The following is a 17,050-nucleotide window of genomic DNA, read 5'->3' as shown; positions in this document are numbered from 1 at the left end:
AGCGATGGATGATAGAACAGGAGGTGCTGCGGGACGCTTGTCCCACTTGCAACGGCGGATTCGCCCTGTCGCATGTGCCCCCCGATTCAACCCTGAAGACAGGGTTACCGTAAGGGAACTAAATATCAATGAAAAAAATGCTGGCAGGCGACGTGTTTAGTAAGCGTATCCATAACGCCACAGTATCGCTTTAGCTAATTCAGGCTCTGACTGCAGGACCAACTAAAGCTCCGGTGGCCGGCTGGCGGCGACGCCTTCAAACGAAATGTTTCGCCCGTAATATTTCAACTCGCTAATATAAATGAAGGTTGGCTTGGCGCCGTGGGACGATCAGAAATGCCGAATTAGGGTTGCTTCGACAACCTCGGGTGCCATACTGCGGTACGGGTTTGGCTTGCCGCATCGTCCGAATGGCATGGCAGCGCGGCTGTGTACAGGAATGCTGAGTTTTGCGACCATTCTGCCAGTTTTATATGCCACGCCAATGCGTCCGATCCTTTGAATAATTGAGTTCACGGACGGCATTCATGAAAGGGCGTGGCTGGATCAGGCAACAGCGGGTTGCCGACGCAGAAGCTGTCAGGAAAAACATTGCGCGGCTTGAGCAAGAGCTGATTGCGACACGCGCCGATAAACGCGCAAAGCTCCATGAGATCGGCATTCAACTGCGGTCTCACAAGTCCCGGTTGGAGCGCCTGGAGCGCTGCATCTCAGCGCTGCATTCCCCCAATCGGCGACAAGAAGATCAAAGCCTCAGCGAGATTTAATGCATTCGCAACGCCAGTCCTGAGGCTGCCGCTTCCCGTTGGCGCGGCGTCGACCCAGCCAAACCCCGTTAATTCCACACCGACAGAATTCGTATGTGGGCCTTACTGGGTGATTTCCTGGGTGCGCGTGTCAGAGCGTCGCTGCGTGCGCCGTGAAGCAGCCGGACGCCGAGGCTCGTTTCGAGCCGTTGCACGGTTGTGCTGAGCGTGGTGGGGCTGACGCCAAGCTTGCGCGCGGCGTCTCGAAAACTGCGGGATTGTGTGACGGCCAGAAACGCGTTTAGATCGGTGAGATTCGGCGCCAATGTCAGTTCTCCATCCTCGCCGCGCATGTCCGCACGGCCAGTAAAAAGCACCCCGGCGACGCTGTGTTGGCAGCCGCTGGAGACCGACTGGGGTCAGTGACTGAGGAGCGTGGTTCGACGGTCACGATGGACTATACGGCCTACGATGCGAAATAGCTGTGGAAGTCGAAAAGCATACCAATTAACCGGCCGTCTCAGGGCCACAATGCCCAAGCCAAGACCGCAACAATCAGAATCCGCATCAGGTTGATGAGCTGGGTAGCGCGCCTCATAGCCTCAGCGACCTCAGCCGGGGTCGCAGCAAGAGGTTCTCGATCAAACTGGCGGCCGAGTGAACCCATCCTGTACTGACACCGGAATATGAAACGTGTAGCTGCAAACCATGGGCGGTGCAGGACGAACTCGATTAGGTCCAGCAGCAGGCTCAAGTGTCTATGAGCCAAGCGAATATAATGCGTTTCGAATGACCGGAACGCGGAAGGCTGATTATGCAATTCCCGGACGCTCAGAATATACCTCCGTGACTGCTGGAACACATTCATGGTCAGGCTGCGTTGTGACACATATATGTAATGCTCGGAGACCAGCCCGTGCCGGATGTCGACGGCCGCGAACTCGAAGTAGACTAAAGCCTCTCGGATATCTTTGTTGAGCTGGGGGTCATTGGCGAGGTCCCCATACCTCGGAAACTGGACCCGGCTCATGAAGTACGGGTTCGTGAGCTTCTTCAGGATCGGGTAGACCGGGTGACTGTCGGCGAGAAGATATTTGTTGGCCTTCTCGCGTCTAAACGCATTGGTCGACTGGCGTGCCGAGATGTACCATCCAAATATGACAAGGATGCCCGTGATAAGGACGGCATAGCCCTCGGGTATGTCAACGATTGATTTACCCGGCGCCAAACCAATTAAGTGCCCAAGCAATTCGCCCATAGCAAAACGCCCCAAGTTTCCCTGGGGCGTTTTACCGCGCTTTAGCGCAGAGTTAAATGATGATGATGTCTTTCATTCGGAGTTCCTCCGATTCATTTCCGTAGTGCGTATGTAGGCTAACACGTACCTGTTGACCAGTGAACAAAAAATGAACGCAACGTTGATGTACGGAATACGACCGTTTTCCGGACACATGCGAGCGACGTCGTCGACTACGGTTTTCCATCGCCATTGTGTACGGAAACTATGTAAGGATTCTACTGTGCGGATAACGTCGCCGCGAGACCTATCCGGACATGCTCATCGGCTACGCGCGCGTTTCAACCCTCGACCAGAACCTGGACTTGCAGCGAACGCGTCGAATAACCTGCGGGCGATCTGCCAGCGCTGCCACATGCTGCACGGCAAGCCGGAGCACCTCCGCCAGCGCGACCTCACCTACAAGAAGCGCCGCGCGGTCGGCGACCTGTTCGGCGGCAGGTACGAATAGGCCGTGTCAGCCGAACGCCGCCTCCGCCTCGCCCCCAGCCGCGCCGAGGGATCGAGGCGCGCGTCGACACGGGCCGCCCGACCCTGCCAGAACATTATTCCGGGCAGAGCTAAGAGGATCCTCGTAGGCCGCCACGGGAGGGCGACGGGAGATCCGAGTGAGAGGCGCGCCAGGGATCATCCAGTTAATTTCTGCAAAAAGGTTCCTCTCCTGGGCCGGCCCCCTTGGTAAATTGCGTACATTCTTGTCCCACATCAAGAATGCGAGTGGCGGCGAGCGTTCATTTGCGGGCAGCTTATCTGGGATCGGTCCACCGCCTGGCTGCAGCGGCGTACAGACGGCCGGTGGGCAGGCATCTGGTCGCCTTGTCGACATGCCTTCTCGGGCCCCGAACCGAACCTCATCATGCGGACTATTGCCGTGCTCAGATTACCGGGCTCACCGCGCAGTGGCATGCACACTGTGCGGCACTGCGCCCGAAAGCCAGCAAGCTGGCAGGCAATCCTCCCCTGCGACTACGTGCAGAACAGGCTCGCCGGCCTGGTCGCCACACCGGAGGGCGCCGCTTTCGATAGACCTATTGTGGTATGGAACAAGCGGCGAGCCGTTCATCGGCAGAGCCGACGCTGGTCTTTGGCCTGGAGCCCAGAGCAGATCGCGCAACGCCTGATGGTCGACTTCCCCCAGGATCTGACCCTGCGCATCAGCCAAGAAACAATCTACCAGGCACTCTACATCCAGGGGCGCTCTGAGGCGGGAGCTCTCGGCCTGCCTGCGCTCTGGCCGAGCATTGCGTTTTATCCTGGGAACGTGCGCGGAACCGAGGTAAGTCCTTTATCGCGGACGCACTGCTGATCAGCGACCGCCCAGATCGACGACAAGGCGGTGCCGGGCCACGGGAGGGCGACCTAATTCTCGGACTGAGAAGCTCGGCGATCGGCACTTTGGTCGAGCGCACCACGCGCTTCACAATGCTCCCGTATTTGCCGCGCATCGAAGGCCATGGAAAGGATCAGTCGATCAAGAACGGTCCGGGTCTTGCCGGTCATGGTACCAAGCCGTCCGCGATGCCATATCAGGGAACATCATGACCCTGCCGACACATCTGGGACGATCCCGCGCCGAGATGGCGCAGCACACCCAGCTTCGGATCGACATTGGTCGTGAGGTCTACTTCTGCGACCCTCAGAGCCCTGGCAGCGCGGCAGCAACGAAAACACAAGTGGCCTGCTGCGACAGTACTTTCCGAAAGGCACCGATCTCAGCCAACATGGCGCCGAGGAGCTGACGCCGCTGCCCATGCCCTGAATACGAGACCACGCAAGACGCTCGGCTGGCGAACACCTGCGGAGGCACTCGACCGCATCCTCAAACAGAAGATGATCGACGTGATGCGACGACCGGTTGAATCCGCCCTCCAATTCGGGGTCAGTTTTGGAAGCCGTTTTGACAAATGGGCCATCACCCTGTTGGGGTGCTGCTCGCCCTGCGGGGTCTAATGGATCAGGCCGTAAGAGCCTTTTAACCAACCGGTCGGCCTTGCCCGCATGACCAGCTTATCTCAACAACCTATCAACCATGCTCTGTTCAAAGAAGGATGTCCAACGACAGGGAGGTTGTCGTGCTGCCCAGAGATTTCTGCCGTTCGAAGAGCGGCAATTTCGCGCTGATGTTGGGGTTGGCATACCTGCCATCCTGGCGGCCGTGGGCTTCGCAACGGATGTCACCACCATTATGCGAGCAAAGGTCAACCTTCAAGCCTCGCTGGACGCCGCAACGCTCGCCTCATCGCACCTGTCGGACAATGAAGCGGACCGCAGGCAGGCCTTTGAGCGCTTTTTCCAGGTCAACGTCGCCAATCATAGCGAACTCTCGAACGCAAACGTAACCTTATCCATCGACGAGGGCTTGAACTACATTAAAACTAAAGCCGTTGCTTCTGCGGACGCAGCCCTCAACTTCGCCTTCCTCTTTGGTGAAAATCAGCACATAGTGGTTGATGCGGGCGCGGTAGAGGCCACGAACAATCTTGAAGTCGTTATGGTCTTGGACAACACCGGTTCAATGGCCGGCGCCAAAATCCAAGCCCTTCGAGAGGCGACGAAAGCGTTGCTCAACAATTTGGATGGCGCCAAGTCGCCGAACCGCAAGATCACCGCCGCGCTTGTCCCCTTCGTCACCGCCGTCAACGTTAATGGCGACGAGTTTGATCCAGCCTGGATCGACATGGACGGCAAGTCGCCCAACAACGGGGTCAACTTCCCCCTTCTGCCCGATGGCAAGCGCGTCAACCACATGGATCTGTTCAAGGATCTGGCAGAGGGGACCGGATGGAAGGGCACAGGCTGGAAGGGCTGTGTCGAGGCTCGCCCAGGAAGTGCCGGCATTTCCGATGTGGCGCCGGGCCAGGCTAATGCCGACAGTTTGTTCGTGCCATATTTCGCGCCAGATGATCCGGAAGACGCCACAGATCCATCCGCAAGCTACGGCAACGATACCAAGATCTATAACAACTCCTATCTGTCCGATGACGTGGCGGACGGCACCGACAAAAAAGGGAAAGACAAGAAGGTTGCCAAATACAAAACCCCCAAGGCTAAAAAGATAAATGACAAAAAAGGGCCGCTGACAGTGGGTCCTAATCGTGCCTGCCCAACTCCGGTGGTCCCTTTGACCACAGACGTCGACAAATTGCGAACCGCCGCCGCGCAAATGCAAGAGTGGAATGGCTCTGGCACGAATGTCTCCGAGGGGCTTTCCTGGGGTATGCGGGTTCTCTCGCCTGATCCTCCCTACACCGGTGGAGCCTCGTGGAGAGCCCCCAACACGAGCAAGATTGTCGTGCTGTTGACGGACGGCGAGAATGTTGTCTTTGGAGCCAGCGGGGAACCGGAGAAGTCAGATTACACTTCCTACGGCTTTCTGTCGTCGGGACGCTTTGGAACAAGCAACCAGACCGATGCAGCGCGCCAGGTCGATCGTTGGACTCTCGACGTGTGTCAGAAGTTGAAGGCTCAGCAGGTCCAGATCTATACGATTACCCTGCAATCTGACACGGCGGCCAACCGGGTCCTTTACGGCAAATGCGCAACTGATCCGAGCAACTATTACGCAGTGAGTGATCCGAGCAAGCTGCCGAACGTGTTCCAGGAGATCGCGGGAAAGTGCACTGCCCTGCAACTTAACGACTAAGTTCTCCGCTGATAAAGCATCATCGGAATGCGTTGACAGGACGTCCTCCAGCAGCAGCAAATGACAACCAGAGAGCTTCTCGGAGCGCATGTCACGTCGATCTAGACAAGGTTGGCCTAGCTGCGTTCCGCCGCGAGCCCCCTCGGCGTGCGCCCTAACCGGATGTTCTTTGCCTTCGGACCCGATGTGTACCACGACTCGCCGACGCTCGCCGGCACGTACGAAGGTGCTTAAGCAACGCGTATGCAGCTCTTCGAATTAGGTAGGTCCGCGCCGTTAATCCGGCAAAGTAATTGCGCTCGTCAGTCTTTCCGCATAGGGGACAGAGCGAAACCGGAGATAAAGATATGGACGATGTAAGCGAGCAGACGAAATCCGACCTGTTGGGTCTGACGGCCGACATCGTCGCTGCCTATGTACAGAACAACGCAACGCCCGTGGCCGGTCTACCTGACCTCATAGCCAGCGTGAATTCCGCGCTGTCGAACCTTCTGCAGCCGGTTGAGGCACCCTTGGCTCCGCTGACGCCAGCTGTAAATCCCAAGAAGTCTGTGTTCCCCGACTACATCATCAGCCTCGAGGACGGACGCAAGTTCAAATCCATGAAACGTTATCTCGGTCTGCTCGGCATGACACCCGACCAGTACCGGGCAAAATGGGACCTGCCAAAGGATTATCCGATGGTTGCGCCGAGCTATGCGGCGCAGCGGTCAGCTCTCGCAAAAACGATTGGGCTTGGCCGTAAACCGGGCGCGAAGACATCGTCGAAGAAAACCGCCGCAAATCGGAAAGCCAAAGTCTGACGCAGACTATCCTACTCGCAGCGTTATCAAGGACGGCGGCAATGTGCGCAATTTTTGATTGCGCCGAGTGAGCGCTTCCCACATCGCTCGTCATGCCTCAACGTGTTGATAGCAAAGGCCTACGCTTCTCAGGTTGCGGTGTGTGGAGCAGGACGCGATTGCGCCCAGTCTGCTTGGCAACGTAAAGTGCGTCATCAGCATGACGCTGTAGCTGCTCTTGTGAAATGGCTTGGTCCGGGGTCTGAACAGCAACTCCGACGCTGATCGTGACGCTGCGCGACACTCGCGATCCCGGATTGTGAAAGCGGCACCTTCGACGCTCCTACGGATACGCTCCCCTACAGAGAGGGCCTCCTTCTCGTTCACGCCCGGCAAAAGCACGAGGAACTCTTCGCCGCCATATCGGGCCACGTGGTCGCAATCGCGCGTGATATTTTCTTGGATGATTTTCGCGACCTCCACTAGGCAGCGGTCGCCCTCTGCATGGCCGAGGTGGTCGTTTATCTTCTTGAAATAGTCGATGTCGCACATGAGGATCGCTGCACCATTTCGGCAGCGGCTGTCGGTGCCCATAGTTTGTTGAGGGTTTCCGTCATCCAGCGCCTGTTTGCGATGCCGGTGAGCGGATCGGTACTCGCTAAGAGTTTAAGCCGGTCGTTGGCTTTCGCCAATTCGGCGACTCTGCGCTTGTCGCGAAGCTCAAATAGGAAAGTCTTCTGAGCGAGAATTGTCATGATCCGCCTGCAGCAACTGTTGCGAAGATCCCGCTCGCGAAAAACAGCGTTGCAGCCGTCGTGCTCCCAAGGTCGATGGCGGGGTTGCGCAATTGAAAGCCGAGATAAAGGGCGAGCGCCAAAGCGGCAATAGCCACGGACCACGCCAGAGGGATGCCGAAGATGATGATCGCGGTAATGGCCACGAACAGCATGATATTCAGATGGCGTTCGTAGAACTCGCCCCCTGCACTCACGCCGACCAGCGCAACCGACAATAAGATGAGGAACATCGCTGTGATTAGCAGGCAAGGCTGAACTTGGGAATCGCGATCTCTTGGCTTGTCTGCAGTCGCTCTGCTGTCGTTAGACGCGATGCCTGGTCATTGGCCCCCTCTCACGAAATGGCTGCTCATCGAAGAGCTTGGCCAGCCTTTGCTTACTGCCTTGCTTGTCAGACTCACTGCTCGTGCTCCAATACTTTTGAAGGGCAGTGGAACCTGCTGTTTCTCAAGTGGTTGATAAGCATGAGCCAGCGTCGTCTGGAAGTGCCGATCAAGTGCGGACACGGGATCCGGCTAGTTCGTACGCAAACCGAGATGGCGGACGTTCTGACGAATGGCTCGTGGCCGTCGGACGGGCCTGAATTTCTTGCGGCATTGGCCGCGTTGGTTGAGGCTCGAATCGGACGTTGTAGCGACACAGAAGTGCGCATCGCCTTCATAGCCGCCGCCATGGAGGCGGATCTGCTTCCGGAGAGTTTCATGAATAATTGATCGAGCGGGCGGATCAAATCCCACCTCGCGCGCTGTAATCCAATTGCTCGCAAATCAGATTCAGCGCTGTGGTGGTTGATCGTCGACACTGCCGGAGACTTGGGTGTGCATTCGGTGAGCTCACCTCGGCGGTAAGCAAGGCTCGCCGCGCTCAAAGACCGTTTTCGACAGCACCCGTAGGTCTTTGGAGTCAAAGCTCACGGACGTCCGCCGCCTGCAGTCTCCAACTTTGCCCTGAAGCGCGTCACACGGCTTCGCGTGCCACAAGTCTCGTCCGAACACCAGCGCCGCCGCCCGCCACGCGAGGTATCGAGGAAAAGCCACCCGCACTGGCGCCCCTTACACTCGCGCACGCGGCGGCGGTCATTTGTCTCCACCATGAACTCAACCGCCCCCTCCGGATGCCGGCTACACTGACGACCGACGCAGAAAACCCAAGCCCCCTAAAACTGCGTCGGTCGCCAGCTTTTTCAGTGCTTCAGGTATGAAAAAGCCAACGACCGTCCGGATGGGCCTCACGGCCTCGGTGGCACATCAATCCGCGTAGGAATAATTTGGTTTCTCGCCAGTTCGTCAAGCAGCCGAATGATGGCTCTGGCGTCTTCCGACTTGCAGGAATAGTACCGCCAGGTCCCTTCGGCGCGGGACTCCAAAATCCCGCGTTCCACAAGGAGCGCCAGATGCTGCGAAAGGGAGTGCTGACTTCCGCCCGCTATGGAAAGCAGGTCGGAAACCGTTCGCTCGCCGTGGATTACATGCATGACGGTCAACAGGCGTTTATCGTTCCCCAAGGCGGTGAGAAATTGTGCCGCGAGGGAGACCCGTTTTCGGAAGCTGGCTCGTTTAGGGCGCCGCCCTAGGGCGGGGTTTGCTCGAATTTCCGTCAGTCGTTTCTTAACGTAAGTCACAAGCTTCTACCGGCGAATCCGAAACCGCGCGCAGAATCACTGCGACGGCTTCAGTAGTCAAGCAGATGCTAAAAGAGCCCGCCACCTTTCGGCAGCGGGCACAGTCGTGGAGTTAGTTTGCCTGACGGATGATTCGAGACGGTGGGGGCCGGCAGTGGCTTATCATATCAAGGAGTTTTTGGCGGGGCGAGTAATCGCTGAATACCGCGCTGACGCATCCACATCCCATCAGGCCGCCGAGCGGGCAACCAAGCGACCTGTGATACTTCACCGGTGGGGATACCACTTCCTTGAGGTGACAAACGAGACTAGCGGGAGAGTGTTCGCCTTTGAGTACGCCGACTTGCCGTACTGACATAACGTTGGAAAAAAAAGCCCGCCGCTGAGGAAGCAGTGACGGGCTTGCTTGTCTACCCGGTTGAGGGGACATCCGAGCACATTGAGAACTTCGGCGATGCACATCGGTTCCAACCAAAAAACCCGCCGGCCGGGAGCCAGCGGTCTCCCAATGGTGGATCGACCCGCCATCAGTGGTTCCGTACGGCGAAGGGAAGTACGAAGTTCATGTCATAGCGCCACAGCGTGCAATGACTGGCGCCCTGCGGTTTCGTCTCACTCGTCAATGCCGGCTGCAGGCGACAATTGGTGAAGCGGGCGTGTCAAAGACAGTTACATCGCCACGGTATTCGGCCGCGCCTTCCTCTTTCAGCGCCGCGACCAGCTTGACTGCGGACTCCCAATGCCTGGCGACATCGCTCCGCGTCTTTTCCCGGCTCCGGCGATCAACCGGCAAATCTCCCGCGATCGCCTTTAAGTCATGCAGTACAGACGCAATTTGCGGCCAGCGGGAAGTCGGTAGGATCACCAATGTCTCGATCAGCGCCGACGATCATTTCTAACTTGGAGATGACGCCGATGAGTGATGTAGCCGCGACTTCGGGGATCGAATCTTGAATCTTAAGAGCCTCGGTCATCGCAAAGACCTCGGCCTCCCGCGCAACCGCATACTCCTGTGCACCACCGAGACTGCGCGCCGTTTGATTTGAACTCGCTTCGGTGAATCTGCGGCCTATACCTGAATTCCCGGATTGACCAGCATTCGGCTCTCCGAGCGCTGCTGCACGCGGCATAACAGCATGGAGATTTACCGAGCTATTTGCCAATCGCTCATCAGCAGAAGCGCGGGATCGCCTATGGCGGCCGAATGCAATTCCGGGTCGTTGCGGCTTGCGGCGAGAACATTCGGCTTTTTCGCTGCCACAGCATGGTCTCCTCCCGCGCGGCAAGCTTGCTCAGTGGGTCCAAAACCCATGAAGGAGCCCGGCCCCCGAATGTCGAAGCCGGGTGAGTGTGCGGCGACCGAAGCCAAAACTGGCGTCTCGGCACACGCGCACACGTTGCAACAAGCGTCGCCCTCGCATCTCGCACCAGATTACCGACCGACCGGGAGGTTTTACTGGACGGCTGTGAAACTCAGGATCGAATTTGCCTGGTGCGTATCCATCGTCGCGCCGGCACGATCCTCGTCAAACAGAGAGTTGCTGCCAAAACTTGCGTGCAGACCGACAACGAATTTGCTGCCGTTTCCGGCATCGAAAGAATCGATCTTGTAATGTTCGAACTGGTAACGTCCAAATATCGACCACGGTGTGTCTTCAAAACAGTACATTGCTTCAACCGAGGCCGCGAGGACATCGTAAGGAACCCCAATATCAGTGGCTTCAAAGCTGAATTCACCATCAACGCGCAAATTCTTCTGAATAAAGTATCTTGCCACCGCTCGACCACCCCATTGCTTTTCGTGAGCAAAATCGTTTTCAAACCGCCCGAACCAAGCCTGACCATAAAGCGTCAGGTTGCCAAGATAGACTTGAGCCTCGGGGCCGATCAGATACTGGTGGCCCTCGTTCTCGCCGTCGTAGGCAGTGCTCTTGTAGATGGCAAAGGCACCGGCGGCGAACGTGGCATCACGATAATAGGCGTGCAGAGCTGCGCCTCTGCCGTTAAAATTATAGCTGTCTTGCCAAATGCGTTCGTAACTCAGATCGCCTTGCAGGTTCCAGAGGTTCGCAAAGGGAATGTTTACGCGAGCAGCGGCGGCGCCGGTATCAGTTGTCCCATCGGGCGCGCCCTCTTCAATCCGAAGGCCACCGACGTAGATCTCGCCGTAGCCCGAAATGTGCTGTGCAACCGGCTCGTCTGCCAGTGGTTGAAGAGCATCGGCGGCCACCGACGCCGATGCAATGAAGAGAGAGGCCACGACGATTGGAAACCGAACTCTCAAAAAAAAACCAAGAATATCCCACGTGGACCGTCGTAGTGATCCCGACCAAACCGCACCGGCACATTTCATCAGAACTTCCAGTTCAAGTTTGCGTTGAAGCCATGATCACGAGCATGGGAAGCGATCTGGCCGGAGTATGAAAGGCCAAGAGTGATGGTCCGCGACAAGGCCATGTCGAGGCCGGCGTCGATGAGCAGGCAGTCGCGCGCGATCGGCACGCCCGCGACGGTGAAGGGGTTGCCGCCGGCCATGGTCAGGGTTGAGACCGGCGTGGCCTGGCCGGCGTGGCGCCAGCCAAGCGTGCCGCGCGCCGTCAGCGTCACGCCACCGAGATCGATCTTCTCCGAAGCGCGAAGGCCTAGCGTGGAAAAGGTGACGGCCGTGCTTTGGTTTCCGGCGCTAAGCGCGGCGGCACCACCCTCTTCGCTGAAGTCATCGGTCCGCAAATTGACATAGGCAAGTCCGGCGAAGGGCTCGAAGGAAAAGCTGCCGGCGTCGATGCGGTAGCCGAGATCGCCGAACACCTGCGCGGTGCCGGCATCGTACTTGCCGGACAGGCTGTCGGCAAAGCCCGGAAACGCGACAGACCGGCCGGTGTCGACGGCGTGCCACGTATAGGCGGCGCCGACCCGCAAGCCGAACGCACCCCACTGCGTGCCGCCATAAAGGCCGAAATCGTAATTATCGCTGGAGCCGGCGCTGCCGCGCCCCTTGGCGTCGAAGCTCGAATGGCTGTAACCGGCGATGGCGCCGATGCGCCAATCGTCGAAGACAGGCACGTCGCCGCCGACGAAGACGCCACCGATCGAGCGGTTGAGGTTGGCGGCGTTGCCGTCACTGTCGGTCAACCCCCAAGATCCGAAAGCTTGGCTCCACAATGCGCCGCGGTCCGGGTTGATGGTTCGCGCCCGCGTATCGCCCGGGATGCTGGCCACGATGGACTGGTTGTCGAGGTTGGTTTGGGCGCCGACCCCGCCAAACGCTGCGCGGATGCGGTTGGTGGCGGCATCGCGAACGAAATGGCTGTCCTCGATCATCGGCGTCTTGACTGAAGCGTGGATTTCTCCGGACAAGCCATCGAAGGCCGCGCGCGAGGATGGCGCGTCGAGCTGCAGCACGGCGTCGTAAATCGGGCTGGCGTCGCCAAGTGATTCGACGCCGCCGCCCGCGGCGATCTGGTTGCGCGTCTGGCCGACATTCTGGAACGTCATGCCGTTGCGGGTCAACTTCAGGTAGACGTTGTCGGCATCGTAGGACAGTTCAGGCGACAGGAAAGCGAGGTTGCTGGTGACGTCGTCGAAGACCCCGGAAACCCCGCTGTAGGTGGCTGTCAGGATTGTGTACTGGGTCGAGGGCGCATAATTGCCGGTTCCGGCCAGCACCTGGATGGTGCCGCCGGCGATGAACGCGGCGCCGGCAATGATCTTGTCGGACTGGCCCGCGGCATTGACCTCGACCTGATAGACCGAACCATGATCGAAACTCGCATAGGCGTGGTCATTCAACGTGCCGATCGAATTGTTGCCGGGCGCAACGATCGATCCCGTCTGAGCGACCAAGGCGCCGACCGTGCCGGTGCCGCTCAGCCTCGTGCCACTTTCCGCCACGACCGCGGAGTTGACGAACGAGCCGTTGACGGCCAGTTCACCGGCTTCGATCGTGGTAATGCCGCTGAAGCTACCGGTGCCGCTCAAATCGAGCGAACCCGTGCCGCGTTTGGCGAAGGTTCCAGTCCCGTTGATGACGTTGGCGAGTATGGCACTTGAGGTCTGATCAATAACCAGCGCGCCATTGGCGGTGATTGCGCCGGAGCCGAAACTCGACGCCGAGCCGATCATCGTGCCGGAACCTATATACGTGCCTCCGATATAGGTGTTCACCGCGCTCAGTGTGACGGACCCGCTGCCATTCTCCTCCACCGCACCCGAGCCGGAAATGACGCCGCCGAAAGTCAAAGCGTCCGATTGGTCAAAGCCCAACACCCCATTATCCGCCACGTCGCCTTTGATCGAGCCTTGGGTGGTGGAGGTATTGCCGATGATCACGCCGGCATTGGTGCTGATCGTCGTGCCGCCGGTGTAGATATTTGCGCCGTTCAGGATTTCGAAACCTCCGGTGACCGCCAAACCACCAATGCCGGAAATGACGCCACCGAAATTGTCTTGGGCGGCGGTCAGTGTCAGAGTCCTCGAGCCGAGCTGGACCGAGCCGTCTCCCGACAACGACCTGATTGAGGTGCCGGCACTGGTCGCCGAAATGTCGAATGTGGCGTTGTCCTTCACCCCGCTCGAGGCCGCTATGCTGCCATCGCCCGAGAGGGCCAGCGTGCCGTTGGTGATCGTCGTTGCGCCCGTATAGGTGTTGATGCCACCCAGAACTGCCTTACCGAGGTCAGTCTTTTCGAGGCCGCCGGTACCGGCCAGCGGCGCATCGATCGTCGCGACATAGGCGGCTCCGGCCAGCGTCCCGTCGCCAACACGAACTGCCGTGTCGGGATCTGCAAGTGTGATTGCGCCGCCGACGACATGATAGCCGTCGCTCGCGAATTGCATACCGGTGACGGTGACGTTGCCGGCGCCATCGTCAACGGTGACGGTCCCCGGCGCGGCTTCGAAAATGGCAAGACCCGGCTGTGGCAGCATGGCGCTGTCGGTGGCGCCCGTTGCATCGGTCCAGTTGGGTACCGTCGCGCTCCATATCCCGTCGCCGCCGTCAATGGCGCTGTTGTTGGCGTGGCCCGCGCCATCCCAGAAACTGAACGAGCCGGCTGGAACATTGTCGTTGATCAGATTGACCTGGCCCGATACAGCCGTCTGTATCGCGAAATCCGCGGCCGTGGTGCCGGACGGGGTGGCGACGATCGTGACGCCGTTATCGGTCAGCATGCCGCCATAATTGGCAAGCCGGTAGACGCCATTCCCGAACCCTGGGGCCGCTTCGATGAAGAGCCTGCCATCGAGCGTAAGGTCATGGGCAACGGAAAACAAAGGGTCGCTGTCTGGAGCCCCCAGCGTGGCGCTGATGATCGAGTTTCCGCTCAGAGACAGGGAGTCCATCGTCAAGGTCTGGCCCTGAACACCGATCAATGCTCCGGCATTGGCGATCGTCACTGCGCCCGCGATCACACCTTTGCCGCCAAGCCCGCCATTTGGTAACGTGCTGACGTTGCTTCCGAACGTGCCGTCGATCAGCAGTGTGCCGCCATAGATGTTGGTCGGACCGGTGAAGCCGCTGGAATCGCCCATCAAATGTGTTGTGCCGGCATATTGATTGAGCTTGCCGTAGCCCGTCATGCCGGCGGCGAATGTATAGTCGGAACTCGTATGATTGAAGTTGATGGTGCCGGTTCCCGCGCCGAATGTGACGGTTGGCGTTTCCAGGGCGCCCGGCGCGGCAGCCGCGCTGGCGGCATCTCCACCAATATTGAGCGTGCCAGTAGAGCCGGCGAATGCGGCGATATACGTCCCTTGCGCCGCCGTCGCGGAGCCGTCATTCGAGAGGACGAGCAAGCCTTTGCCGTAATCCCCGATTGACAGCGTGCCGCTGCTGGATATCGCCGAGGCGCCGCCATCGACCTTGGCGGTGCCGGAACCGGCCGCGGCTTCGCCGATGGAGACGCTGCCGACTACCACGGCGCCGCCCTGCAATGCATCCACCTCGGCAACGCCATCGTTGCCCACAACCAGATTGTGTGCGCCGAGATTCCACTTCGAACCGGCACCGAAGACCGTGGCGACGTTCGCCGCTCCCCCGTCGAACGCGCCCAGCATGGCATCGCTGGAGGTCAACAGGCCACCATTGAATATGTTCAGTGTTCCCACACCGCTGACGCCCAACGTGAAGTCCCCGACCGTCATGCGCGCGGTGATGCCGTTGATCGTCATGTTTCCGTTGCTGCCCACTGCAACACCGACGCGCGCGTTGCCCGAAACGTTGACCACACCACCCAGTTGTACGCGCAGCGCGCCTGTTGCCGCGCCGCCCACATCCAATCCGCCAAGATCGGCGGTCGAGCCGCCATCCACGACCGTGGGGTTTGGAGAAACGGCGTCGATCGTCACCATGTCGCCGGTCGTCGGCGCGCTGCCCGGCGTCCAGTTGCCGTCGTTGAACCAATCGGTGGAAGCCGACCCGGTCCATGCCGGCGATCCTGCCACGGCGGGAGCGGACAGGCCAACGCCGACCAGCGCCGTTGAACCGAGCATCACAACGAGAAAGCGTGACGCGGAGTATATCTTCTTGGACGCGTTGGCGTCAGGTGTCGTAGCGAACATCAGGAGCGCTTTCAGTGATTATGATGAGGTGGCGCGCCGGGGCAAGGAGCCACTATGAGACGCGTTCGGTCAGGAGCGTGAGGTCAGGCTGACGCCGGATCCACTGATTGCTCAGTGCTAGGATTGTTTGCCATCGACATGCCCCTCGGAATCAACCGGCGCCGCGACTGGCGGCTTGGATTCACGCTAGCGGATGGCTTTCGCGGAAACTTGGCCTCTGCGGACAACGGCTTGGCTGAAACGGAACAGGCCGATTTTCTCTGGAGGTGTGATAAAAAAGTTCGCTTCGCGCCTGAGGCAGCCACCTAAGCGCCCTTGATCCTTGCTCTTACGCATGCGGCCAGATTGGTCATCGGTCCAGCTTGGCTTCGCTTTGAAACCCGGTCAGTCAGCCTGTTCGTTTTCGCCCAAGCTGCATTGCCCTGACGTCGGACGGCGTCGCGCCATAGCGGCGGCGAAAACTGTGGTTGAAATGCGACAGGTCGGCGAAGCCGGCCTCGAAGGCGATGGCGCCGATCGCGCGCAAGGCGAAACGATCCGCCACCAGCAGGCGATGCGCACGCGCCAGACGCGCCGCCAGGACAAAGTCGGTGAAGTTGGTGCCTTCGCTTTCGAACAAGGCGCGGATGTAGCGCTGCGATATCTGATGACGCACGGCAAGCATGTCGACGCTGAGGTCGCGAGAAGCGAGGTTGGCAGCGATGTCGTCCTTGATGGAGCGGAGCCGGGCCGCCCGCACACCGCGACGCCTCGCTGTCTCATGGGCGTCGTGCGTGGCGCCGAGAGCCATGGCCACCAGGTCATAGACATGGGTGGAAACCAGTTCGCCGACTTGCGGCGAGAGCGCCGTATCGGCCAGCAGGACCGTCTTGAGATATCCTACTAGCAGGCGCAACGCCTCCGTGTCGGCTGGGATGCGCCGGGCCAGCACAGCGCTGAGATCTGGAACCACGGGAGCCACAAGCTCGTACGGCATGACAATGGACAGCCAACGCGTAGGCACAGGAAACACCGTCGCGCCGGTTTCCGCACCGGAAAGCAGGGTCGCATCGCCATCCGCGAGCAACACTTCGCGGTTGCGTTGCCCGGCCGCCCCGTTGCCGTTCAGATGCACGAGAAACAGGCATTCGTCGCCATCGGTGAAGGCATGCGTTCGCCTATAGGTCGCGGCGGTGCTGAAGCCCAGGCCAACGCCGAGGTTAGGCAGCCCTCGCATATTCATTTCACTGCGGTATGGCTCGCCCGAACGCGGCTGGACATCAACCCTAAGCACTGCGCGGCCATAGGTTTCGCGCCATGCCTCGACACGATCTCGCTGCGGAAAATCATCCGTCGAGAATCGAATGGGTGAGCCGCGCGGCGGCGTCGGGTTCAAGGGGCATCACTCCCATCAGGGCGAGTTGGACGGGCGGCGCAAGTGCTATGACAAATTCCGGACGGCAGGAAGTCTCGCTCGCCAATCCTGCGTTGTCCACTGCTCTCGCGGTTCGATCATCGGGATCGTCACCGCATAGCGCTCCCGCGCAAGCGCGCCCGACAAGACGTTATCAGCCGTGGCGGGGGCCTGGCTTGGAGAAAGCGGACCCATGACCATGCCTGGATGGAA

General features: G+C 59.3%; 12 protein-coding genes and 2 pseudogenes. 5 read left to right on the top strand and 9 right to left on the bottom strand.

All coding sequences use genetic code 11. The features are described 5' to 3' along the window. The first annotated feature begins 527 nt into the window (after window positions 1-527). Window positions 528-767, top strand: a complete 240-nt coding sequence (locus LB569_RS04960; RefSeq protein WP_224691335.1) for a hypothetical protein — start codon at window positions 528-530, stop codon at window positions 765-767. 68 nt (window positions 768-835) lie between these two features. On the opposite strand, the gene LB569_RS04955 is transcribed toward LB569_RS04960, so the two are convergent. Both LB569_RS04955 and LB569_RS04950 read right to left on the bottom strand, forming a co-directional pair. Further along, window positions 836-1,099, bottom strand: a complete 264-nt coding sequence (locus LB569_RS04955) for a LysR family transcriptional regulator (RefSeq protein WP_224691334.1) — start codon at window positions 1,097-1,099, stop codon at window positions 836-838. A gap of 167 nt (window positions 1,100-1,266) precedes the next feature. After that, the gene (locus LB569_RS04950) at window positions 1,267-2,004 is read right to left on the bottom strand and encodes a hypothetical protein (protein WP_224691333.1); all 738 of its coding nucleotides are present in this window, start codon (window positions 2,002-2,004) and stop codon (window positions 1,267-1,269) included. 641 nt (window positions 2,005-2,645) lie between these two features. On the opposite strand from LB569_RS04950, the pseudogene LB569_RS04945 reads away from it, so the two are divergent. The 3 genes and pseudogenes from LB569_RS04945 to LB569_RS04935 form a co-directional block, all read left to right on the top strand. Next, window positions 2,646-3,864, top strand: a pseudogene (locus LB569_RS04945) (IS30 family transposase); the annotation flags it as partial. A 208-nt stretch (window positions 3,865-4,072) separates the two neighbouring features. After that, window positions 4,073-5,686, top strand: coding sequence for a Tad domain-containing protein (locus LB569_RS04940; RefSeq protein ID WP_224691332.1), 1,614 nt, complete (start codon window positions 4,073-4,075; stop codon window positions 5,684-5,686). A 347-nt stretch (window positions 5,687-6,033) separates the two neighbouring features. Then, window positions 6,034-6,489 carry a MucR family transcriptional regulator gene (locus LB569_RS04935; RefSeq protein ID WP_224691331.1) on the top strand — a complete coding sequence of 152 codons (456 nt, stop codon included), beginning with the start codon at window positions 6,034-6,036 and terminating at the stop codon, window positions 6,487-6,489. A gap of 97 nt (window positions 6,490-6,586) precedes the next feature. Here LB569_RS04935 and LB569_RS04930 read toward each other — a convergent pair. Continuing rightward, window positions 6,587-7,540: pseudogene (locus tag LB569_RS04930) on the bottom strand (GGDEF domain-containing protein); the annotation flags it as partial. A 189-nt stretch (window positions 7,541-7,729) separates the two neighbouring features. Between LB569_RS04930 and LB569_RS04925 the strand changes: the two are divergent. Next, window positions 7,730-7,978, top strand: coding sequence for a DUF982 domain-containing protein (locus tag LB569_RS04925; RefSeq protein ID WP_224691330.1), 249 nt, complete (start codon window positions 7,730-7,732; stop codon window positions 7,976-7,978). A 197-nt stretch (window positions 7,979-8,175) separates the two neighbouring features. Here LB569_RS04925 and LB569_RS04920 read toward each other — a convergent pair whose 3' ends face one another. The 6 genes from LB569_RS04920 to LB569_RS04895 form a co-directional block, all read right to left on the bottom strand. Beyond that, window positions 8,176-8,358: a CGNR zinc finger domain-containing protein gene (locus tag LB569_RS04920; RefSeq protein ID WP_224691329.1), complete on the bottom strand. Its 183-nt coding sequence runs from the start codon at window positions 8,356-8,358 to the stop codon at window positions 8,176-8,178. 135 nt (window positions 8,359-8,493) lie between these two features. Beyond that, window positions 8,494-8,886 carry an ArsR/SmtB family transcription factor gene (locus LB569_RS04915; protein WP_224691328.1) on the bottom strand — a complete coding sequence of 131 codons (393 nt, stop codon included), beginning with the start codon at window positions 8,884-8,886 and terminating at the stop codon, window positions 8,494-8,496. 815 nt (window positions 8,887-9,701) lie between these two features. Then, entirely contained in the window at window positions 9,702-10,049 is a 348-nt protein-coding gene (locus LB569_RS04910; RefSeq protein WP_224691327.1) for a hypothetical protein, read from the bottom strand. Between the two features lie 290 nt (window positions 10,050-10,339). After that, the gene (locus LB569_RS04905; protein ID WP_224691326.1) at window positions 10,340-11,239 is read right to left on the bottom strand and encodes a hypothetical protein; all 900 of its coding nucleotides are present in this window, start codon (window positions 11,237-11,239) and stop codon (window positions 10,340-10,342) included. Beyond that, entirely contained in the window at window positions 11,239-15,444 is a 4,206-nt protein-coding gene (locus tag LB569_RS04900; RefSeq protein WP_224691325.1) for an autotransporter domain-containing protein, read from the bottom strand. The genes LB569_RS04905 and LB569_RS04900 overlap by 1 nt, the downstream gene beginning before the upstream one ends. A gap of 388 nt (window positions 15,445-15,832) precedes the next feature. Next, the gene (locus tag LB569_RS04895) at window positions 15,833-16,819 is read right to left on the bottom strand and encodes an AraC family transcriptional regulator (protein ID WP_224691324.1); all 987 of its coding nucleotides are present in this window, start codon (window positions 16,817-16,819) and stop codon (window positions 15,833-15,835) included. Window positions 16,820-17,050 lie beyond the last annotated feature (231 nt).

The sequence above is a fragment of the Mesorhizobium sp. BH1-1-4 genome, from assembly GCF_020165665.1.
In the GTDB taxonomy this organism is placed as follows: Bacteria; Pseudomonadota; Alphaproteobacteria; order Rhizobiales; family Rhizobiaceae; genus Mesorhizobium.
This window is presented reverse-complemented; position numbering and strand designations above follow the sequence as displayed.